Source organism: Sphingobacterium nematocida, assembly GCF_900168125.1.
Lineage (GTDB): Bacteria > Bacteroidota > Bacteroidia > Sphingobacteriales > Sphingobacteriaceae > Sphingobacterium > Sphingobacterium nematocida.
Window position 1 is genome coordinate 21,653 of sequence record NZ_FUZF01000012.1, and the last position, 22,548, is coordinate 44,200.

Consider the following 22,548-nt stretch of genomic DNA (forward strand, 5'->3'; position numbering starts at 1 on the left):
GTGATTTATTAATCCATCACAAACGGATAATCCTCTTGTACATAAATATCTTTGTACAACTCATCTGCAGTAGGGTATGGAGATTCTTCTGCAAACTTAACAGAATCTTCTACAATTTTCTTTATCTCCGCATCTACCGTCGTAAACCAAGCATCGTCAGCATAACCATTTTCTAGGATAGCATGTTTGGTACTAAACAGAGGATCTTTTCCTTTATATTCTTCTAATTCTTCTTTTGTACGGTATTTTGCAGGATCCGACATAGAGTGTCCTTTGTAACGATAAGTACGAATCTCCAAAAACGTTGGCCCTTCACCAGCACGTGCACGCTGTACAGCCTCATCCATAGCATTATGAACAGCTACTGGATCCATACCATCGACTGGCATACTAGGCATATCAAAACCTAAACCAATCTTATAAATATCTTCCATGTTGGTTGTACGCTTTACCGAAGTACCCATTGCATAACCATTATTTTCACATACAAAGATGACAGGTAATTGCCACAACATAGCCATGTTGAAAGTTTCATTCAAGGCTCCTTGACGTACTGCGCCATCACCCATAAAACATACATTTACATTATCCGTACCTAAGTACTTTTCAGCGAAAGCTAATCCGGCACCTAATGGTATTTGTCCACCGACAATACCGTGTCCCCCCATCATACCGTGTTCTTTAGAGAAAAAGTGCATAGAGCCTCCTTTCCCTTTCGAGCACCCTGTACTCTTTCCATACATTTCAGCCATACAAGCGTCTGCAGAAACTCCCTTAGCCAGAGCGTGAGCATGATCACGATAAGAAGTGATGACAGTATCTTCTTGTCTCGTTGCTGATATCGTACCTGCTACTACAGCCTCTTGACCAATGTACAGATGACAAAAACCACGGATTTTTTGCTGTCCGTACAATTGTCCTGCTTTCTCTTCAAATTTACGCATGAGTAGCATAGATCTGTACCACTCGAGATATGTTTCTTTTGTTATAGGTGTTGAACTCATTTTATAAAGTCTTTTTCTTACTTAACCGATTACAAATCTAACAATTTATATCGACAAAAAGTATATTTTTTGCCGCTCACCCCTTCATCATTTCGATAAGTGTTGCCAATTCTATTTTCATTTGGTCGCCCGATTCCATGTTCTTCAGTGTTAAAACATCGGATTTGACTTCCTCCTCTCCGACGAGCAGAACAAATGGGATCTGCTTGGCATCCGCGTAGCTCATTTGCTTTTTGAGTTTGGCAGCAATTGGATACAATTCTACGGCTATCCCCTCGTGACGAAGGCTAGCCAACAATGGTATCGTATAATATTCTAGGTTTTTATCGAAATTGACAATCAGAACTTTGGAACTTGAAATTGACGTACGAGGAAAAAGATCAAGCTCTTCAAGGACATCATAAATGCGATCAGCTCCGAAAGACACCCCTACTCCAGTCAGATTCTTCAGACCAAACATTCCCGTGAGATCATCATATCTCCCTCCACCACCGATACTTCCCATAGCAACCTCATTCGTCTTGACTTCGAAAATACAACCCGTATAATAGTTTAAACCTCTTGCCAACGTAATATCGACAGCAACGTCGTTGCCCAACACCCCTTCATCAACGTTAAAAGCGGCCACATATGAAAATACAGCTTCTATTTCTTCAATTCCTTGTAGTCCTTTCTCCGAGGAAGCTAATACCGTCTTAAGACTTTCCAGCTTCTCCTGGCTATTACCTTCCAACAAGACAATAGGTTTCAACACCTCAAGGTCAGCTTCTGAAAAACCTCGCTCCAACAATTCCTTATTCACACCATCAAGTCCGATTTTATCCAGCTTATCTATGGCTACAGTCATATCCACGATAAGCTCAGGCTTTCCGAGAATCTCGGCAATACCAGTTAATATCTTACGATTATTAATCTTAATCGTAAAGTCCTTTAATCCCAGTTGCCTTAATGCTTCCCAATAAATCAATATAAACTCGGCCTCATTCAACAAACTTTCTGACCCCACTACATCCACATCACACTGATAGAACTCACGATAACGCCCACGTTGAGGTCTATCAGCGCGCCATACCGGTTGAATTTGAAAACGTTTGAAAGGAAGTGTAATATCGTTTTGGTGCATCACCACATATCTAGCAAATGGCACTGTGAGATCATAACGAAGTGCCTTTTCAGAGATCTGAGGGATAAGTTTTACTGAATTTTTATGCCCCAAGACATCGTCCGATACCTTAGACAAATAATCACCAGAATTAAGTATTTTGAAGATTAGCTGATCGCCTTCGTCGCCGTATTTACCGGTTAATGTGGATAGATTTTCAAACGAGGGTGTTTGAATTTCGCTATAACCGTATTTTTTGAAAATACGTTTCAACGTATTAAATATAAAATTTCTCCTTTCCATTTCTAGAGGAGAAAAATCTCTAGTCCCTTTTGCTAGAGAGGGTTTAACTATTGCCATAAGGCAAAGGTAATATAACAGAATGAATATGGAAAGTATGCCTTATATGTTTCTAGGCGATTTCAATGATTTTCAGATACTCACAAGCTCGCTCAGCGGCAAGTTTCTCTGCACTCTTTTTATTAAAGTCGCGACCTAAGCCACAGACCTCTCCGTTAACAAGCACCTCGATACTGAACATCTTAGAAGACTCTCCTTCTGGATTCTCGATAGGCATGAATACAACTTCCTTCCCTTCGTGTTGACACCATTCAATCAGCCTACTTTTGAAATTCGTCTCCGTATTTTCCAATGTATGAATGTCGACATGTGGTTTAATAATCCGTGTCAACAAGAACTCTCGGGTAAATTGATACCCCTTATCAAGATAAACAGCTCCTATCAAAGCTTCGAATGCGTCCCCCAAAAGGGAACCCTGTTTATTGGGATAGGATATCATGCGGGAATCATACTGAATCAGACGATCAAAACCTAGCTTTCTAGAAAGCTGATTAAGATTTGCTCTAGATACTATTTTTGAACGCATTTCTGTTAGAAATCCTTCGTCTTTATAGGGGTACAGTTTGAACAACAACTCCGCGACTACCGAGCCAAGAACAGCGTCACCAAGGAATTCTAAACGCTCGTTGCTATTTTTCACTCCCTCCTTGATTTGTTTTGCAACAGATTTATGTCTAAAAGCCATCTGATACAACTTGACATTACCTGGCACAAACCCAAGAATATTTTTGAGTTTTTTAAAATAAGCTCGATTGGGAGATAAGTATAGTTTATAAATTCTTAAAGACATATTCACCTACTACAAAGAAAAACTCTCGGACAAAAAACTCAGAAAATTATCCTCAGGCTATTAAAAATAGTCAATTCAAAAAAAATGATTGTTCCAGTCAGGATAACAAAGACTTATAGAAAAATAGGTAGCTTGAAGAAACTACCTATTTATCTTTTATGCTTAATACCTTAACATTACGCTTGGTATTTTTTAAAAATAACCGAAGCATTATGGCCACCAAAACCAAATGTATTACTCAAAGCAGCATTAACTACACGTTTCTGAGCTGTATTGAATGTAAAATTCAAACGATTGTCTATTTGTGGATCATCAGTAAAATGATTTATTGTAGGTGGTACAATATCATTCTTGACAGCCAGTATAGAGGCGATTCCCTCAACAGCCCCAGCAGCCCCCAATAAGTGACCAGTCATAGACTTCGTCGAACTGATATTTAATTTATAAGCGCTTTCTCCGAAAAGATCTACTATTGCCTTAGTCTCACTGATATCACCAACAGGAGTTGATGTACCATGTACATTAATATAATCTATATCCGAAAACTGCAATTCAGCATCATTTATCGCCATAGTCATAGCAAGTTTTGCACCAAGACCCTCTGGATGTGAGGCTGTAATATGATGCGCATCCGCACTCATACCTCCGCCGACAATCTCTGCATAAATCTTAGCTCCACGTGCTAACGCATGCTCTAAACTTTCTAAAATTATCGCGCCAGATCCTTCTCCAGAAACAAATCCATCCCTATCTTTATCAAAAGGTCTAGAAGCGGTCTTTGGATCGTCATTACGAGTTGACAAAGCATGCATTGCATTGAACCCTCCGATCCCAGCCTCATTAATAGTCGCTTCTGAACCTCCTGTGATGATTATATCTGCCCTTCCCATACGGATATAGGTAAAAGCATCGATCATCGCATTTGTTGCAGATGCACACGCAGAAACAGCTGAGAAATTTGGACCACGCAAACCGTGTCGCATGGAAATATGTCCAGGAGCGATATCTACCAACATCTTGGGAATAAAGAAAGGATTGAAACGAGGCGTTCCATCACCCTTAGAAAAGTTGGCGACTTCCTCTGTAAAGGTAGTTAGCCCCCCTATTCCTGATCCCCATATTACACCAATACGGTTTCTGTCTAATTTATCAAATTCCAATCCAGCATCCTTAACAGCCTCATCTGTTGAAGCAATAGCATACTGAACGAAAGGATCTACCTTACGAGCCTCCTTGCGATCCATAAAATCATGTGGATCGAACCCTTTCACTTCGCAGGCAAATTGGGTTTTAAATTTTGACGCATCAAAATGCGTAATAGGAGCAGCGCCACTTACACCGTTAATTAATCCCTCCCAATATGCTTGGACGGTATTACCTAGTGGTGTAAGTGCGCCTAATCCTGTTACAACTACTCTCTTAAGCTCCATTTATATTTTTAGCCTAATACAATTAGTTAGTTAACGTTTTTTTCTAAATAAGCGATTGCTTGACCTACAGTACTGATGTTTTCAGCTTGGTCATCTGGAATTGCAACGTTAAATTCTTTTTCGAATTCCATGATCAACTCAACTGTATCAAGTGAGTCTGCACCTAAATCATTCGTGAAAGAAGCTTCTGGTGTCACTTCGTTTTCATCTACACCTAACTTTTCAACGATAATTGCTTTTACTCTTGATGCGATATCTGACATGATTTTATAGTTTAATTGTTTAATAAATCTGTGCAAAGAAAAATAAATTTCACCAAAAATCAAACCTTTTTAATTTTTAGGTGACAAATAAAGAACCATAAAGCTCATTTAGTGCATTATAGCCCATAAAAGAAACACTACCCAATGATACTAAAAGTTATATATAATCACAAAAAAACTTTCATTTAATACAAATTTTACATCAGACATCTAGAAAACACAAGCATAAATCGTACTTTCGTAAATATATCAATACACTGTAAAGTTGAATAAAATCACCTTCAAATTAGATATTGACTTTGACCTTGAACTGGATTTCATTTTAGTAGGTATTAGTTCTTCCTTTAGAGATTATAGATTGTGCCACTTTATCAACAAGCACACAGGTCTTAATTTCGTCTATGGAAAGGAATCCCCCATAGATCATAACGGCAACTTAAAAACTAAACCTCAAGAAGAATTAGACTTCCATATTATTCAAGAAAAATCTAAAGGAAAAAAAGAAACGCTGCACCACTATCAGATGTACAGATATTGTTGCGATTCTTTTGATTTTGAGTATTACCTCATCAATAATAGAAGTTTAGAGAACGGTTTTCTCCTACCTGAAGTCCCAAATTTTGATTACTTTATGATTATAAAACATTATATCGACGCTGAGGATTTAGACACGCTAATTGATAATTTAAAATCAATTAATGAAATCATGCTGGTAAAAGAAATTGACCCAACAATATTGAAATCTAAAGAAAATCTGATATTTTAGCGAACTATTTACAATGTGTAGATATTACACTCTGCATCAAAACAACATAAACAGATCATAGTCACCCGCTTATTCTGAAATATTTTCGGAAAAAGAGCGTAAAAGATAGAACAACAACAATATGAAATACTCATGTTTAGCGAAGCACAAACACTCATGAGTATTCCATATGACAGATAAAAAAGAAGTTATACACATATGAAAAAGATACAAAAGAGAACCAAAATAGTAGCCACATTAGGGCCTGCATCATCTAATATTGACGTATTAACTGCGATGATTGCCAAAGGTGTCGATGTCTGCCGACTGAATTTTTCTCACGGCAGTCAAGAAGATCATCTCCAAGTAATTAATACAATCAATGAGATCAATGCGAAGCACGCTTTTAATGTAAGTATTTTGGCAGATCTTCAAGGACCAAAAATACGTATTGGTAAAATGAAAGAGGGAGGAGCTATCCTTACCAATGGTTCTACGATAGAAATGACAACAAAGGAACTTATCGGAGATGAGAAACAAGTGTATATTAGCTACGAAAATTTTCCTAATGATGTAAAAGAAAACGAAATCATTCTTTTAGACGACGGAAAATTACAGCTACGTGTTATTTCTACTAATCATAAGGACAGTGTTATTTGCGAAGTTGTACATGGGGGTATCTTAACCTCACGCAAAGGTGTTAATCTTCCAAACACAAAAGTATCTATTCCATCCTTAACTGAAGAAGACATAGACAATATGAACTTTGCATTAGACCATGGTGCAGATTGGATTGCCATGTCCTTTGTCCGTTCGGCGGAAGACATAATCCAAGGAAAAGAAATTATAGCAGCAAGGGGGAGTCACGCAAAAATCATTGCTAAGATTGAAAAACCAGAAGCAATCGAAAATATCGACGCAATCATTGCTGCAACAGATGCCGTAATGGTAGCTCGTGGAGACTTAGGGGTTGAGATGCCTATGGAAGAAGTGCCTGGTCTTCAGAAGATTATTGTTCAGAAGTGTCGTAATCTTTCAAAACCAGTAATCATTGCTACCCAAATGTTGGAAAGCATGATTACAACACCTCGTCCTACTCGTGCAGAGGTAAACGATGTGGCCAACTCGGTATTAGATGGGGCTGACGCAGTGATGCTAAGTGGTGAGACTTCTGTTGGGGAATTTCCAGAAATCGTTATCGAGACGATGGCGAAAATAATAACGCATGTAGAATCTACATCGTATCCTTATTATAGTGAAAAAGTGGATGCATTTATCGAAGTAAACAAAATCCCTGACGCAATCTGCGGTTCTTCTATCTTCCTAGCAGAAAAAACCAAAGCTTCAGCAATAGCTGTCATGACAGCTTCGGGCTATACGGCTTTCGAAATATCGAGCTATCGTCCAAATGCGGACATCTACGTATTTACAGGTAACAAAAACTTGTTAAGACAACTCAGCTTACTATGGGGTGTACGTTCATTTATCTATGAAAGATACGAAAGTACAGATGGAACAATCCAAGATGTAAATGACCTTTTAAAATCGCATGAACTAGTGGAGTCTGGACAGATTGTAATCAACACAGCTTCTACACCTTTGCACGAAAAAGGCAAGACAAATACCATCCGGGTTTCAGTAGTAAACTAATTGAACCTCATAAAATACGGCGGGCGAGAAATATTTCTCGCCCGCCGTATTTTATGGTACCACTAGATTCAATTCCTACTTTATAAGCAACGGTTGCACCTGTAGATAAGGAGTCGTTTTTTGATTCGCCTCCTTTTCATCTAGCTTTTCAGTGCCTGGCATTGGCGCACAGCTCCTCCCTGAGAGACGAGCAATAGGCATTCTATAGGCCGAAGAATATGCTGCATTTTTACCATACACATTAGGTATTTCAACAGGCTTTATGCCGTATAATCCACGAACCAAAGAATCGGTAAAAACCTGCTTTGATGTATCCAATTTAGGAATCTTGTATTCTGGCAACACATCACCCCATTTATGTTTTCTCACGCTATCCCGTTCAGATCTACCTTGAGCGCGAACAGTACTGAAAAGCACCATAAGAAAAATGACACTAAAAATCATTCTTTTCATTATATTAGAACCTATATTCATCATGATTGAGGAATTTTATAAAACACAATTTACGAACGTAACTTTCAATCTAAAACTACGGACATTTTAGAAGTATTGCCCTATCCTTTTTTGTAAACCGCTGTTAAATAGTGTTAAAGAGGATTTTAAGGCATAATACATTACTATTTTTGTAACAAATGAAGAAAAAAAGTATCTCACTAATAATAGGCTTAATGTCCATAGCACTACTAGGCGTAGTCGCTATGCAGTACTATTTCATTCGCGAGACCTATAAACAGAAATCCAATCTCTTTGATGAAGCTATAAATACTTCTTTGGCCAAAGTCGCATCGGAAATCGAGAAAAGTGAGTTGATCAATAACTCAGAAATTATAACAAGAGCCAATCAGGCAAAGCATGAGGCTGAACAAAAGAAACAACTCATGCTTGCTGAGCAATTGCGCATACAAAAAAAAATAGAGCTATTGAGTCTTCGACAATACGAAACATTCCAAAAATTCAAAGACTTAGAAGAAAACCTGAAAACGAACTTTCAAAATGCTACCGAAATAGAGAATTGGTTTTACGAAACGTATTTTCGAAAGAAGGAAAACAGAAAATATATCGAAATCAAGCTTAAAGGCCGTCCCGTAGGAACCTCTTCCCTTGTAGACTTATTCGTAGAAGTTTCTGCAACGGAAGTCGTGAAGCGTGTAAATGCAGTAGATGACTCCGTACGCTTTGTGGTCTCTGATATTGACATCAATACAAGATACGCTAGAGAGTATTCCGTAGCCACTTTACCCCCTAGAGCGGATGCTAGCATTGTCTCAGAACTTAGAGACTTACGTTTTCAACTAGACAAATTACATAAAGAGTCACTAGCTAATGCTAAAAACGCGTTCGATACCTTAGCTGCGTTAGGAGGAAAGAAATCGGGGGTTGTTGAAGACTTTGCCCTGTCTATTCAGCTCTCAAATAGACCCTTAGAAAAACGCGTAAATCAAAGTCAAGTTCAAAAACTACTCCAAGAAGAATTAATATCCCGCGGTATTTATTCTCCTTTTAACATCGAGATCCGGGATAGATCAAGGATTATATACCACAGTCCAGATGCAGAAACTCTTGCTGCATCCAATAAATCACCCCGCTATACTACGGCGTTATTCAAAGGTGATTTTGGAGAGTCCACAGGTCGTTTAAGTATATACTTTCCTAACAAAAAGAGAGTCATCGTAGACAACATGAGCTATTTAATTCTTCCTACGCTCGCTCTTTTTGCAGTTCTTATCGGCTGCTTTGCTTACACGCTGTCTATTATATTCAAGCAAAAGAAGATTTCAGAAATGAAAACCGACTTCATCAACAATATGACACACGAATTTAAAACTCCCGTAGCCACAATAATGATTGCCAGCGAGTCTTTAAGAGATCCTGAGATTGCATCAAACGAACAACGTGTCAACAAACTAGCGAATATAATATATGATGAAAATGTAAGACTCGGTAGCCATATAGAGCGCGTTCTAAACATCGCCAAACTCGAAAAAGAGAACCTACGAATGGAACGCACCGATGTTCGCGTCAATGCGTTGATCGAAGGTGTATTAGACAGCATGCATTTGCAGCTCAACAAAGCCAATGGAGTACTGCAAACCGAACTATTAGCGACACGGGATCTAATCATCGGTGACGAATTGCATCTTTCCAATGTATTCTTTAACTTAGTTGACAATGCTATAAAATACAGCCCAAATCCTCCAGACATACAGGTAAAAACCTATAATTCAAAGGGAAACATTGTGATATCCATCTCAGACAAAGGAATGGGTATGAACAAAGAGCAACAAGAAAAAATATTTGACCAATTTTATCGTATACCCACGGGCAATTTACATAACGTAAAAGGATTTGGTCTAGGACTCAGCTACGTACATGACATAGTCAAAAGACTAGATGGCAAGATACAAGTAAAAAGCGAAAAGGATAAAGGCACGACCTTTGAGATAACATTACCTCTTAAAACAGGGGAACCCAACAATTGATAAACACAGACCACTATGCAAAAAATATTATTAGCAGAGGACGATCCTAATTTAGGCGAACTCTTAAAAGACTATCTTGAACTTAAAGGAAAATATGAAGTGGTTCTTTCTCAAGACGGCGAACAGGCATTAGAGCAGTTTAAAAAAGATAATTTTGATCTATGTATATTCGACGTGATGATGCCAAAAAAAGACGGCTTCACACTGGGAAAAGAAATCAGAAAAATAAACCAAACGGTTCCGATCATTTTTGCTACCGCAAAAGGAATGATGGAGGACAAAACGCAAGCCTTCGAACTAGGTGGAGATGATTACATCACCAAACCTTTTCGCGTTGAAGAACTGCTATTACGTATAAATGCCCTATTGAAACGGGTAACTAAAGATAAAGAAGAGGATTTAGCAGATAAATTCGAAATTGGTGGATACTTCTTTGATTACACTAGCCAAGTGATATCTTACAAGGGGCAGCAACAAAAACTATCGACCAAAGAGGCAGAACTATTGCGACTCTTATGTCTGAAGAAAAATGATGTTTTGACAAGAGAAGAAGCGCTTATAAAGATATGGCATGATGACAACTACTTTACAGGGCGCAGTATGGATGTTTTCTTAAGTAAACTCAGAAAGTACCTAAAAGAAGATCCAAATGTTGAAATAGTCAACGTACATGGTAAAGGTTACAAACTGCTTGTAAGCTAAACGCCAAATACACAAAGAAAAAAGGAGATTGGTAAGTTCTCCTTTTTTTTCTTTGTAATTTCAATTCTTATCCATACCTTAGCGTCGCTTATAGAGAAAGGCAGAGGGACTAGACCCGATGAAGCCTTAGCAACCTGTCTCTTGACAAGGTGCTAAATTCTACTCCATAAAGGGGAAAGATAAGCCGAAGTTTCTGATCCAAGAACTCTCTCTTTACAGCATTATTTTTTTATTAAAACAATTTAAAAGGAAAATAGTATGTTAATTACCAACAACTTAGGTTACCCAAGAGTGGGACCTTTCCGCGAATTAAAAAAAGCTAACGAAGCATATTGGGCTAAGAAGATTTCCGCGGAAGAACTATTACAAACAGCTAAGGAAATCCGTGAAGCAAACTGGAAAACACAAAAAGATGCTGGCATTGACCTCATTCCATCCAATGATTTTTCTTTCTACGATCAAGTACTAGACCTTTCTTTAACGGTAGGCGCAATACCTGCCCGTTACGCTTCTTTGTTAAGCAAGATCGACAATAACTATAGTTTAGATCTTTACTTTGCTATGGCTCGTGGATTCCAACAGGATGGAATCGATGTAACCGCCTCTGAAATGACGAAATGGTTTGATACGAACTACCATTATATGGTCCCTGAGTTCATCAAAGATCAAACATTCAAATTGACTTCAGAGAAATTCTTAAACGAATACAACGAAGCAAAAGCTGCTGGCATCGAGACTAAGCCTGTTATTATTGGCCCGATCACCTACCTTTTGATTGGTAAAGAGAAAGAATCCGGCTTTGAACGCATCGATTTAATTGAAAACCTCCTTCCAGTTTACGAACAAATTCTATCAAAATTAGCCGAAGCAGGAGCTAAATATATCCAAATTGATGAGCCCTATCTAGCTCTGGACATCGACGCGAAAACAAAAGCATTATACACTTCGGTATTCGCAAGATTAAATGCTGCTGCAGGAAATGCTAAATTAATCGCTACAACCTACTTTGAGGCATTAAAAGACAATGAAGATTTAGCCCTAGGCCTTCCTGTACATGCATTACATTTAGACTTAGTACGTGGAGAAAATCAACTAGACACCGTCTTGACCAAAGTTCCATCTACATTAACACTTTCTTTAGGTGTGGTAGAAGGCCGTAACATTTGGAAAAATGATTACGAAAAGTCTTTGACCAAAATCCAACAAGCAGTAGATGCTCTTGGCGCAGACAGAGTATGGGTAGGAACCTCTTCATCGTTACTACACGTACCATTTGACTTGGACAGCGAAAAGAACGAAGAAACACTTCCAGCAGAAGTTAAAAACTGGCTAGCATTTGCCAAACAAAAACTGGCAGAAGTTAAAGATCTTGCAATATTAGCAGATGGCGAAATTGACGCTGCTACAGCACAACGCTATGAAGCTAATAAAGCTGCTGCCGAGAGTCGTCGCACTTCTCCATTAATTCATAAACCTGAAGTAAAAGAACGTGTTAGCAATATTACAGATGAAGACGCTCGTCGTACATCTCCATTTGCCGCACGTAAGACAGCCCAACAAGCAAAATTCAACCTACCAGCGTTTGCTACTACCACTATTGGATCATTTCCTCAGACTAAAGATGTTCGTAAATGGCGAGCTGATTTGAAAAAAGGAATTATAACACAGGCGGAATACGATAAAGCTATTGCCGAAGAAACAGAAAGTACAATCCGATTACAGGAAGAACTAGATATCGATGTATTAGTTCATGGTGAATTCGAACGTAATGACATGGTCGAGTATTTTGGAGAACAATTAGCTGGTTATGCATTCACACAATACGGATGGGTACAGTCTTACGGTTCTCGTTGTGTTAAGCCTCCTGTGATTTACGGAGACGTATATCGTCCAGCTGATATGACAGTACGTTGGTCTTCTTATGCACAATCACTGACAAACCGCCCGGTAAAGGGTATGTTGACAGGCCCTGTTACTATCCTTCAATGGTCTTTCGTTCGTAACGATCAACCTCGCGAAACAACAACTTACCAGATTGCTCTCGCTATCTTGGATGAAGTACAGGCTTTGGAAAAAGCAGGAATAAAAATTATTCAGATTGACGAACCAGCAATCCGCGAAGGACTTCCTTTACGTAAAGCTGACCAACAAAACTATTTAAACTGGGCTGTTCGTTCATTCCGTGTTTCTTCATCTAATGTTGACGATGATACACAGATACATACTCACATGTGTTACTCAGAGTTCAACAACGTAATTAAAGATATCGCTGCAATGGATGCCGATGTTATTACGATTGAAACTTCCCGTTCACAGATGAAATTATTAAATGCATTTGCAGGCGACTTTAAGTACCCTAACGACATCGGGCCTGGAGTATATGACATCCACTCTCCGCGTGTACCAAGTACAGACGAGATGGTCGATCTATTGCGCAAGGCTAAGGATGTAGTTCCTGCAGCTCAACTTTGGGTAAATCCTGACTGTGGACTTAAAACTCGCGCTTGGCCAGAGACCAAGGCTGCTTTAGAAGCTATGGTTGAAGCTGCCAAAATCTTAAGAGCAGAATAATTCTGAAACTTAGTAATATTTAAATATCCTGAAAGCCTAAAGTGCATACTTTAGGCTTTCTCATTTTTCATATATCTCCAAACCTTTTTTACCATCACTTGTTCTTTCTTATAGACATAGGCATGGAATAAAACGATAAAAATAAACCGAGCTTGCGAGCTCACGAAGTAATTATATATGAAAAGATTCACTATTTTTCCATTCATAGCTTTAACAACAATATTGTTGACAAGCTGCGAAGTTATCGGAGGCATTTTTAAGGCGGGTGTATGGTCAGGTATTATTATTGTTATTGTTGTCGTCGCGTTAGTGTTATGGATACTCGCCAAAATATTTGGCAGGAGACAAAATTAAAGAGATATATGTATCCGTATCTGCTATTGCTTATATTCTTAGGTTATGGCCTCCCTCCCTCATTTGCACAAGAGGGGTATCCGAAGCCTCACGCTAAAAATCTTTTATTCTACATACAGCACAATAGAGGAAAAAACACCTATATCTACCAGACAAACATCGATCAAAGCGGTAAACTAGATCGCAGTGAACCCGTCAAAATAAGCAGACAACTATTTGACAATAAAGGCGAGATAAAACCCCTAACCACAATACAACGAAAATTTGCCTACGGAGTAGACTGGAATGCCAAAAGCGATAATTCTTACGAACTTACTTTAGTCTCCTATCCTGAACAACGACTTTATTTACGCAGTACAGATGATCAAAAATACGTTGTAGAGACGACGCTAAACGGTATAAAGATGAAAGTACATCGGTTGTTTATTTTCCAGAAAGAAGGTACCTCAGGCTTAAATACAAAAGTCGATTATATCTTATTTTTTGGAACAAATCAGGACGGCAAGCAAATACAATCAAAACTGATAGTCGATTAATGCATCCTATCTTTATTTAGATTTTACTTTTGAATGTTCGTGAATACACGGCATTTTATCTAAGTTTGCACCTATGATTACAGCAGAAAGATACCACGACATTTCATGCGGACACCGGGTTGTAGGACATGAAGGCAAATGCAGGTACTTGCATGGGCACAACTACCGTATACATTTCATCGTTCAATCCGAAGAGTTAGATACAGTAGGTCGTGTCATTGATTTCTCTGTAATAAAAGAAAAGCTTTGTATGTGGCTCGAGGATAATTTTGATCATAAATTTCTTATCTGGAATGAGGATCCCCTACTAACAGCATTGATGGATATTTCGAAAGAAAGTCTCGTACTCGTACCGTTCAACCCAACAGCAGAAAACATAGCGAAATATTTAGTAGAAGAAATAGGCCCCCAACAGCTCTCTGAATACGGCTGTCGCCTTATTCAATGCAAAGTGGAGGAAACACGAAAATGTGCGGCCTCCTATACATTGGTTTAAACTTAGTCGATCAGATCTAGCAGCACTGGGCAGTGATCTGAATGAACAGCATCACTCAAAATACTTGCACTCTTAATTCTATCTTTCAAGGCTACAGAAGCCATATTGTAATCAATCCGCCAACCGAGATTCTTACCTCTGGAACCAGCCCTATAACTCCACCAGGTGTAGTTATGCGGATCGGCATTCATATGTCGAAAGGTGTCGATAAAACCAGAATTGATAAAATTCTCCATCCACTCTCTCTCCTCTGGTAAAAAACCTGAGGTATTTGCATTCGATTTCGGATTATGAATATCAATCGCACGATGGCAAATATTAAAATCGCCACAAACCACAAGATTACTTTTTTCTTGAACCAATTTCCCTGCATAAGCCTGAAAATCGTCCAAAAACCGATACTTAAAAGTCTGTCTTACATCACCGGTTGTGCCCGAAGGAAAATAAGTACTCATCACAGACACATTATCAAAATCAGCCCGGATTATCCTCCCTTCAAAATCATAATCTTCATGACCGCAACCATACTCTACATGATTAGGAGAGATCCTAGTCAATATAGCCGTACCACTGTATCCTTTCTTTTGAGCGGGATACCAATAATGCTCGTATCCCATCTGTTCGAGGAAAGCTATTTCCGGAACCTGATCCGGTGTAGCTTTAATTTCCTGTAGACAGACGACATCTGGATTGACAGTATTAAGCCATCCGATCCAATCTTTTTTCAAGGCTGCCCTTAGCCCATTTACATTATATGTTACAATTTTCATTCTTAACAAATTATTAGGTAGCCAAACAATGCTATCCTTCTACAGGTTGTATTTTTTTGATTTAAAGGCGTCAAAAAGTGTCGTAAAAAAACCTGTTTTTGGTTTAAGCCCCTGCAATTCGCGATCTTGATTAATAGCCTCTCTTCGAGTTAACAGACGTACAAACATTCGCTCATTTACTATAGGACGGTCGTGTTCATCTGTTTTCACGACAGCTATATTATCTACCGATTCTAACCCTTTTATCACTTGCCCGAATACGGTATAATTTCCATCCAAATGCGGCGTTCCTCCTATACTTGTATACGCTTCTCTTTGCATAGCGGAGAGCTTGCCGCCATTCAGTTTAAATCGTTCTAACGAATCTAACCCCTCATTTGTAAAACGTCTCCCCTGTACAATATAAAATTGCGAGGCAGAAGATTGCTTTGCTGGGTTATTATCTCGTGCGGCTCCTAAAGCACCTTTCTTATGAATAAGGTTTGACTGTATCTCGGCAGGAATCTTATAATCAGGACCTCCATTACCGAGCACGGCCTTATCCGTTGCCTTTTTTGAATCTGGATCGCCACCCTGAATCATGAAATTTTTGATAACACGATGAAAAAGTAATGAATCGTAATACCCTTCATTCACCAGCTTTTTAAAATTGTCTCGGTGTTTAGGCGTTTCATTGTAGAGCTGAATTAAGATATTTCCTTTGTCCGTCTTAAAATCTACATAATAGTGTTGGGGTTTTTGCGCCCTCACGGCGACAAAGCATATTCCAATAAAAATAGAAAGTAAAAATCTCTTCATATAATAAATAAGTTATATCACTTCCAACTCCTGAAAGTAATCTATAATCAATGACTTCATAATCAACTCTTGCTCCAATAAGGTATAGTTAGGAATCGCTTTCACTAATTTCCAATGCGGCCAGCCCTGTTCATCCAAGCCTTCAAGCTCATAAAACCCCATAGCACTGAAGAGTCTACACGTAGCAATATGCATCAATTCTTCTTTTTCCCTTTTTGAAAATTGCTTCGCTCCTTGTCCGAGTTCCTGTACTCCGATCAAAAACAAAATAACTTTTATATCGGGCAAATCCATATCAAAATTTTGAGCGATTACCTCTCTAAGTGTTTGCCACTTTTTATTTACTTCTGTTGCTTTCATGTTAATTTAAAAGTCAAAAGTAACGAATTCACAAGTAAGATTTGTCATGAGATTCTTTAAGATAATGCTAATACCAGATCTTCGCACCTGTTTGCTACCATTTTATACACTGGTTCAAACAACTCGTCGTCATAATAAGGGTCTGGTACAATATCATCGTCCAAAAATAATCGAACCCGATCCCTTTGCTCACTACTTTGCACCAACGAAATTACATCCTTATAATTCTGTCTGTCCATCACAAGAATCAAATCATACTCATCCAACATATGTACAGTAAAATGCTGCGCCCGCTGCGTAGAAATATCTACACCGTACTTTTTCGCAACAGCTATGGATCGCCAATCCGGAGCTTGTCCGACATGCCAGTCTCCTGTACCGGCAGAATCAACCTTCCAGTCCAGCTCCTTTTGTACAGCCAAATGTTGTAAAATGCCATGTGCTAATGGTGATCGACAAATATTCCCTAAACAAACCATTAAAATCTTCATATTCCAAAAATACAGGTTAATGATCGCTAAAAGCGCTTTATTTACTTATAAACACAAAAAATATGGCTTTCTTTCGAAAGCCATATTTTAACGTTATATACTAACTATTCTACAGTTTAATACTCAATAGGTACGTTTAGCTCAACCGTACTTCCTCGTTGTGGAACTCCTTTTATACGTACAATATTACGTTTCGTCGAAGCCAATGCTGATTCAACATCATCAACGTTGTTCACTGCTTTTCCATTCACTTCGGTGATCACTAATCCTCGTTCAACCCCGAAATATTCAAATACGCCACCACGGTGCACCTGAGTCACCACCACACCAGAACTAATACCTAATTCCTTCTTGCGTGCATCGGTTGCAGGAATAAAACTCGCGCCCAATTTATTGAAGATTTGCGTAGCGCTAGCGTTTGAACCTTCGTCATTTGCGGCCGCCTTATTCACTTCTTCACCTTTAAGGGTAACCATGACATCTTGCTCTTTACCATTTCGTTTGTAGGTAAGTTTCACCTTATCTCCAGGACGTAATCTTGCTACACGCTCCTGTAAATCAGGCGAGCTATAGATAACTTTGCCGTCAACTTTGGTAATAATATCTCCTTTTTTAATACCTGCTCCTTCTGCTCCACCACCTTTCACAACATCCGAAACATACAGACCATTAATATCTGTAATTCCAAACTCTTTTCTTACATTGTCATTAAGTTCAGTAAAGCTTACACCAACAAATCCACGTTTCACACTACCAAACTCTTTAAAATCATCTAAAACTTTCTTAGCAAGACTAATCGGAATAGCAAAACCATATCCCGCATAGGTACCAGTAGGTGAAGCAATAGCAGAATTAATACCAATTAACTCACCGCGCGCATTGACCAACGCACCACCACTATTTCCTTTATTGATTACCGCGTCGGTTTGAATGAAAGACTCAATAGCCGTACTCACCATCTGTTCAGGCTGCCCTTCTTGTCCAAACCCTCGTTGTTGTGAAGGCTCATCCAAGATACCAATACGGCGTCCCTTAGCACTTACTATACCAGCAGTCACTGTCGATTGCAACCCCAATGGGTAACCAACAGCCAATACCCATTCTCCAACTTGCACATCATCTGAGTTACCCAACTTAACCATTGGAAGATTCGTTGCGTTTACCTTTATCAACGCCAAATCAAAATTAGGATCACGACCAATTACTTTAGCCTCAAAGCTACGATTGTCTGTAAGTTGTACTTCAATCTTATCTGCGTCCTCAACAACGTGGTTATTCGTTACGATATAACCATCAGGTGATATGATTACGCCTGAGCCAGATGCCTGAGCCTGTCTAGGCTGAGCTTGACCACGACGCTGTTGCGGCATGCCAAAAAACTCTTCAAACATATCAAATGGCGAACCTGAACCTCCTCCCCGTTGACCTCCACGTGTTGTAACAGTAACTTTTATGTGCACCACACCAGGTGAAACTGCTGCCGCTGCTTGGGTAAAATCCGGATTACCTGTAGATGAAATAGCTGTACCTGTAGGGTTACTAGCATAATAAACCTTTTGCTTTTCTTCAAAAGTCATATTATCCAATTGCTTGTTCTCAAAAAACTTGTATCCCCCGACAGCAATTGCCCCTCCTAGGACAGCTGCTAATAAACTAACTCCTATTTTTTTCATATTACTTTGCTGTTTAATTTTCTAACTTTGTTCTTCAATAAATACAATTTGTGTTAGTCAAATGTAGTACCATCACGTTGTCTAGCCCAACTTTTGTCAGTTAAATTTTGTTAATAAACAGTGATTTTTCAGGTTTTTAACATGTTTTAACATGTTGACTCACAATTGTAACAAGAATATTAAATTTGACGCATATTTTCAAGCTTTATGAACCAAAAAATAAAATTTTATAAGTATCAAGGAGCAGGCAATGATTTCATACTTATCGATAATAGAAATGGCCTTTTTGATAGCGCCAATGAAACATTGATAAAACACCTGTGCGATCGAAGATTCGGTATTGGTGCCGATGGCCTAATGCTTCTTCAAGATAACAAAAATTTTGATTTCCAAATGGTTTATTTTAATGCAGATGGACGTGAAGGCAGTATGTGTGGTAATGGGGGACGTTGTATCGTTGCCTTTGCACGCGATCTAGGAATTATAAACCAAAAAACTGCCTTTTTGGCAGTCGACGGAGAACACCACGCCGCTATAGATAACAATCAGGTTGACCTAGGAATGATAGATGTCCATCAAATTAAAAAAGATGGTGAGGCCTTTGTTCTACATACAGGTTCACCACACTATGTCATGACAATAGACAACCTAGCCGAACTAGACGTCTACCAAAAGGGATACGCAATACGCAATAACGACATCTATCGACAGGACGGGATCAACGTCAATTTTATAGAAAAAGAAGGAGAAGGATACTTCCTGCGCACATTCGAACGAGGTGTAGAAGACGAAACCTACGCCTGTGGTACAGGAGCAACAGCTGCAGCTATGGCAGTAGCTTTTAAAGAGGATTTAGAAGGAGACCTTGAAATCCCCATTCGCGTTTTGGGTGGACAGCTCTATATTGCTTTTCACAAAGAAGGAGCAAATTTCACAAACGTAATGCTTAAAGGCCCAGCAACTTTTGTCTACGAGGGGACAATCTCTCCTAACCTATAGTCAAGACTTTTTAGCTTTTTATTTTTACTTTATCGTTATTCAGGTTATATTAGATGCCTCTTTAAGGAAGTATTAATCGAAATGCAGCAAGTAGACAAATCCATTCGTTACCAATTAGTTTATTCAATAGGTGAACATCCATATTTGGGCTACCTGCTAGAACCGCATATTGTACAGCTCAATACCAATGGTAGTCTGTCCCTATCCTCTAAGAGAGTCTTTTCCAATACTGTTGAAGAGTACGCTTCGTTTTTAGATGAGGAAGACTATAAGATAATCAAACTATTGGATGAGATTGAACAGACCCACATCATCAAAAAGTATCACAAAAAGGCTATTCGTCCTGCAGACTATTTCCTGAATGTATTCGATCAGAAAATATACGATTACATACGTCCCAAATTAGAACTGAAACTACTCAAAGCCCTAGAGTTAATCGGCCATAAACCCTTATTTCTGATGAGTAAGAAAGATGGTTATCCCGCCGACCAAAAGATACAGATAGCCGAATACCCTGCGTCAATTCTTTTTCACTTTAGGCGCAACGAAGAAGAAACGCGTTATTTCCCTACACTAAAATATGATGGACACCGCTTGGAGTTCATGTATAAAAACGCGGAAGTTATTATTAATGCACAGGCATGGTTACTTCTAGAAAATAAACTTTATCATTTTGATCAGCAGCTTGAAGGAAAGAAACTAAGCCCATTTTTAAATAAGCGCTATATAACAGTAACTCGATCAACCGAAAAAAAGTACTTTGAAACATTTGTTTCCACCCTGATTGAAAAAAACCATGTGTATGCAGAAGGTTTTGAGATCAAGACAATCAAAGAAGATGCTATCCCTATATTGACATTAAATTATATTCTAGAAGGCCAGTCTCATGTACAATTGTCCTTTAAGTATGGTACTTACAACTTCTCTTCTGGAGGTGACCATAAAGTATCCGTACGTTTACATTATAATAGTGAAAAAGATTGGTACACCTTCACTCGTATCCGAAGATCATCTATTTGGGAAGAAAAACAACATCAATACCTCGAAAATTTAGGATTAAAGCGACAAGACGCTTTATTTGGCAGCTATATCCCAAATTCCGAAAGCATCTTCAGTATTTTTGACTGGCTCAATATGCACCAAGAGGAGCTTCTAAAAGAAGGCTTTCAAATAAAACAGGAGACTGGAGATAAGCAGATATTTATCGGTAAAACATCACTAGATATCGAAGTTGTAGAGGATAATGATTGGTTTGATGTACGTGCCTTTGCAAATTTTGGTCCCTACAAAATCCCATTCGTTCAATTACGTGATCATATCCTCAACCGTATTCAGGAGTTCGTACTCCCTAATGGTGAGATAGCAATCATTCCTGAAGAATGGTTTGCACAATACGAGCACCTGTTTCAGTTTGCAATAAAAAAAGATAGTCTACAACTTAACAAGACTCACATAGGTATACTCCATGAAATTTCAGAACATACCGCGTTAAGCATGAGTCGTAAGTTGCAAAATTTAAGCAACTTCGAAGAGATACAACAAACCTCTCAACCTGAGGGTTTCAACGGACAGTTACGTCCCTATCAACAGGCAGGCTATAATTGGTTTCATTTTTTACAACAGTATAAATTTGGAGGAGTCCTTGCTGATGACATGGGATTGGGAAAGACCGTACAAACATTAGCGTTGTTGCAAAAACAAAAAGAAGAACTCAAAGATACCGATCACGCAAAAACAACACTACTGATTTTGCCCACCTCCTTGGTGTACAATTGGCAGAAAGAAGCCGACAACTTTGCTCCCAAATTAAGAATACTCTTGCATACAGGAACAAATAGATTTAAGGACCCTTTTGCCTTCACACATTTCGATTTAGTCATCACTACTTATGGTATAGTCCGTAGCGACGAAGCAATGCTTAGCAAGTGCTTTTTCAACTACATTATTTTGGATGAGAGTCAAAATATAAAGAATCCGACTTCTAAATCTTTCAAAGCGATTAAACTCCTTAAAAGCCGACACAAGTTAGCGTTAAGTGGTACACCTATAGAAAATTCGGTATCCGATATTTGGTCTCAAATGCACTTTACAAATCCAGGATTACTAGGAAGCTACGCCTTCTTTCAAAAGGAATTTGTAACACCTATCGAAAAGAAAAAAGATGAAGCCGCAGCAAAAAAACTACAGGCGATCATAAAGCCTTTTGTACTAAGACGAACCAAAAATCAGGTGGCTACAGAACTACCTCCAAAAACGGAACAAATCATCTATTGTGAGATGTCAGAAGGGCAATCGGAGCTTTACGAGACTACAAAGTCCGAATATCGAAATGCAATATTGGACAGTACTATGCAGCAACAGCGTAAAGGTTCGCAGATTGCACTGCTTCAAGGTTTAACAAAACTAAGACAGTTGGCCAACCATCCCAAAATGGTAGAAGATAACTATACGCTCGGCTCCGGTAAATTTGATGCCGTACTTGAGATGCTGGAAGCCATATCTTCCGAAGGAAACAAAGTATTGATTTTTTCTCAATTTGTTAAGCACCTGGAACTCTTTAAGACACATTTCCAACAGCAAAACATCCCTTTTGCTTATTTAGATGGCACTACAAAAAACCGAGCGCAAGCTGTACAGGAGTTTAAAAATGAGGACAGTATAAAAATATTCCTTATATCAATCAAAGCTGGAGGAGTAGGTCTTAATCTTACCGAGGCCGATTATGTATTCATCCTCGATCCTTGGTGGAACCCGGCAGTAGAACAACAAGCGATTGATAGAAGCCATCGCATCGGGCAGACCCGCAACGTATTCATTTATAAATTTATTAGTAAGGACACTGTAGAAGAAAAAATAGTGGCTATGCAGAACCGCAAAAAATCCATAGCTACCTCCTTAGTAACTACCGAAGAAAGTTTTGTAAAATCGCTTTCCCAAGACGATTTAAAAGAGCTATTAAGGTAATGAGCATTAA

20 protein-coding genes and 1 riboswitch are annotated in these 22,548 nt (G+C 38.7%); of the genes, 9 read left to right on the forward strand and 11 right to left on the reverse strand.

The window, feature by feature from the left end:
- Positions 1-8 precede the first annotated feature (8 nt).
- The 5 genes from pdhA to B5X76_RS13215 form a co-directional block, all read right to left on the reverse strand.
- The gene (gene pdhA, locus B5X76_RS13195) at positions 9-1,004 is read right to left on the reverse strand and encodes a pyruvate dehydrogenase (acetyl-transferring) E1 component subunit alpha (protein WP_079643593.1); all 996 of its coding nucleotides are present in this window, start codon (positions 1,002-1,004) and stop codon (positions 9-11) included.
- A 76-nt stretch (positions 1,005-1,080) separates the two neighbouring features.
- The gene (gene hisS, locus B5X76_RS13200; protein WP_079643595.1) at positions 1,081-2,466 is read right to left on the reverse strand and encodes a histidine--tRNA ligase; all 1,386 of its coding nucleotides are present in this window, start codon (positions 2,464-2,466) and stop codon (positions 1,081-1,083) included.
- Between the two features lie 52 nt (positions 2,467-2,518).
- Positions 2,519-3,256, reverse strand: a complete 738-nt coding sequence (gene rnc, locus B5X76_RS13205) for a ribonuclease III (RefSeq protein ID WP_079643597.1) — start codon at positions 3,254-3,256, stop codon at positions 2,519-2,521.
- A 176-nt stretch (positions 3,257-3,432) separates the two neighbouring features.
- Positions 3,433-4,686: a beta-ketoacyl-ACP synthase II gene (fabF, locus tag B5X76_RS13210; RefSeq protein ID WP_079643599.1), complete on the reverse strand. Its 1,254-nt coding sequence runs from the start codon at positions 4,684-4,686 to the stop codon at positions 3,433-3,435.
- A 26-nt stretch (positions 4,687-4,712) separates the two neighbouring features.
- Positions 4,713-4,949, reverse strand: a complete 237-nt coding sequence (locus B5X76_RS13215; protein ID WP_079643602.1) for an acyl carrier protein — start codon at positions 4,947-4,949, stop codon at positions 4,713-4,715.
- Between the two features lie 265 nt (positions 4,950-5,214).
- On the opposite strand from B5X76_RS13215, the gene B5X76_RS13220 reads away from it, so the two are divergent.
- Positions 5,215-5,715 (forward strand): IPExxxVDY family protein, encoded by a 501-nt coding sequence (locus tag B5X76_RS13220; RefSeq protein ID WP_079643604.1) that lies wholly within the window; start codon positions 5,215-5,217, stop codon positions 5,713-5,715.
- Between the two features lie 198 nt (positions 5,716-5,913).
- Complete coding sequence (gene pyk / locus B5X76_RS13225; RefSeq protein WP_079643606.1) at positions 5,914-7,344, forward strand: pyruvate kinase; 1,431 nt, start codon at positions 5,914-5,916, stop codon at positions 7,342-7,344.
- Between the two features lie 75 nt (positions 7,345-7,419).
- Here pyk and B5X76_RS13230 read toward each other — a convergent pair whose 3' ends face one another.
- Complete coding sequence (locus tag B5X76_RS13230; protein WP_079643608.1) at positions 7,420-7,821, reverse strand: hypothetical protein; 402 nt, start codon at positions 7,819-7,821, stop codon at positions 7,420-7,422.
- 155 nt (positions 7,822-7,976) lie between these two features.
- On the opposite strand from B5X76_RS13230, the gene B5X76_RS13235 reads away from it, so the two are divergent.
- The 5 genes from B5X76_RS13235 to B5X76_RS13255 all read left to right on the forward strand — a co-directional run bounded on the left by B5X76_RS13235 (position 7,977) and on the right by B5X76_RS13255 (position 14,483).
- Positions 7,977-9,824, forward strand: coding sequence for an ATP-binding protein (locus B5X76_RS13235; protein WP_079643610.1), 1,848 nt, complete (start codon positions 7,977-7,979; stop codon positions 9,822-9,824).
- A gap of 15 nt (positions 9,825-9,839) precedes the next feature.
- Entirely contained in the window at positions 9,840-10,526 is a 687-nt protein-coding gene (locus B5X76_RS13240) for a response regulator transcription factor (protein ID WP_079643612.1), read from the forward strand.
- Between the two features lie 85 nt (positions 10,527-10,611).
- Positions 10,612-10,712, forward strand: a riboswitch (SAM riboswitch).
- 72 nt (positions 10,713-10,784) lie between these two features.
- Positions 10,785-13,097: a 5-methyltetrahydropteroyltriglutamate--homocysteine S-methyltransferase gene (gene metE / locus B5X76_RS13245; RefSeq protein ID WP_079643614.1), complete on the forward strand. Its 2,313-nt coding sequence runs from the start codon at positions 10,785-10,787 to the stop codon at positions 13,095-13,097.
- 362 nt (positions 13,098-13,459) lie between these two features.
- Positions 13,460-13,987: a DUF4833 domain-containing protein gene (locus B5X76_RS13250; RefSeq protein WP_176141071.1), complete on the forward strand. Its 528-nt coding sequence runs from the start codon at positions 13,460-13,462 to the stop codon at positions 13,985-13,987.
- Between the two features lie 73 nt (positions 13,988-14,060).
- Positions 14,061-14,483, forward strand: coding sequence for a 6-pyruvoyl trahydropterin synthase family protein (locus tag B5X76_RS13255; protein ID WP_079643618.1), 423 nt, complete (start codon positions 14,061-14,063; stop codon positions 14,481-14,483).
- A gap of 2 nt (positions 14,484-14,485) precedes the next feature.
- Here B5X76_RS13255 and B5X76_RS13260 read toward each other — a convergent pair whose 3' ends face one another.
- The 5 genes from B5X76_RS13260 to B5X76_RS13280 all read right to left on the reverse strand — a co-directional run bounded on the left by B5X76_RS13260 (position 14,486) and on the right by B5X76_RS13280 (position 18,575).
- Complete coding sequence (locus B5X76_RS13260) at positions 14,486-15,253, reverse strand: exodeoxyribonuclease III (RefSeq protein ID WP_079643620.1); 768 nt, start codon at positions 15,251-15,253, stop codon at positions 14,486-14,488.
- Between the two features lie 39 nt (positions 15,254-15,292).
- Positions 15,293-16,051: a peptidylprolyl isomerase gene (locus B5X76_RS13265; RefSeq protein ID WP_079643622.1), complete on the reverse strand. Its 759-nt coding sequence runs from the start codon at positions 16,049-16,051 to the stop codon at positions 15,293-15,295.
- A gap of 12 nt (positions 16,052-16,063) precedes the next feature.
- On the reverse strand, positions 16,064-16,411 hold the full coding sequence (locus B5X76_RS13270; RefSeq protein WP_079643624.1) for a hypothetical protein: 348 nt from the start codon (positions 16,409-16,411) through the stop codon (positions 16,064-16,066).
- 56 nt (positions 16,412-16,467) lie between these two features.
- The gene (locus tag B5X76_RS13275; protein WP_079643626.1) at positions 16,468-16,902 is read right to left on the reverse strand and encodes a low molecular weight protein-tyrosine-phosphatase; all 435 of its coding nucleotides are present in this window, start codon (positions 16,900-16,902) and stop codon (positions 16,468-16,470) included.
- Positions 16,903-17,018: 116 nt separating this feature from the next.
- A complete protein-coding gene (locus B5X76_RS13280) occupies positions 17,019-18,575 on the reverse strand; it encodes a Do family serine endopeptidase (RefSeq protein ID WP_079643628.1) in 1,557 nt (518 codons plus the stop codon).
- Positions 18,576-18,782: 207 nt separating this feature from the next.
- Between B5X76_RS13280 and dapF the strand changes: the two genes are divergently transcribed.
- A complete protein-coding gene (dapF, locus tag B5X76_RS13285) occupies positions 18,783-19,574 on the forward strand; it encodes a diaminopimelate epimerase (RefSeq protein ID WP_079643630.1) in 792 nt (263 codons plus the stop codon).
- An 81-nt stretch (positions 19,575-19,655) separates the two neighbouring features.
- Positions 19,656-22,538 carry a DEAD/DEAH box helicase gene (locus B5X76_RS13290; RefSeq protein ID WP_079643632.1) on the forward strand — a complete coding sequence of 961 codons (2,883 nt, stop codon included), beginning with the start codon at positions 19,656-19,658 and terminating at the stop codon, positions 22,536-22,538.
- Positions 22,539-22,548 lie beyond the last annotated feature (10 nt).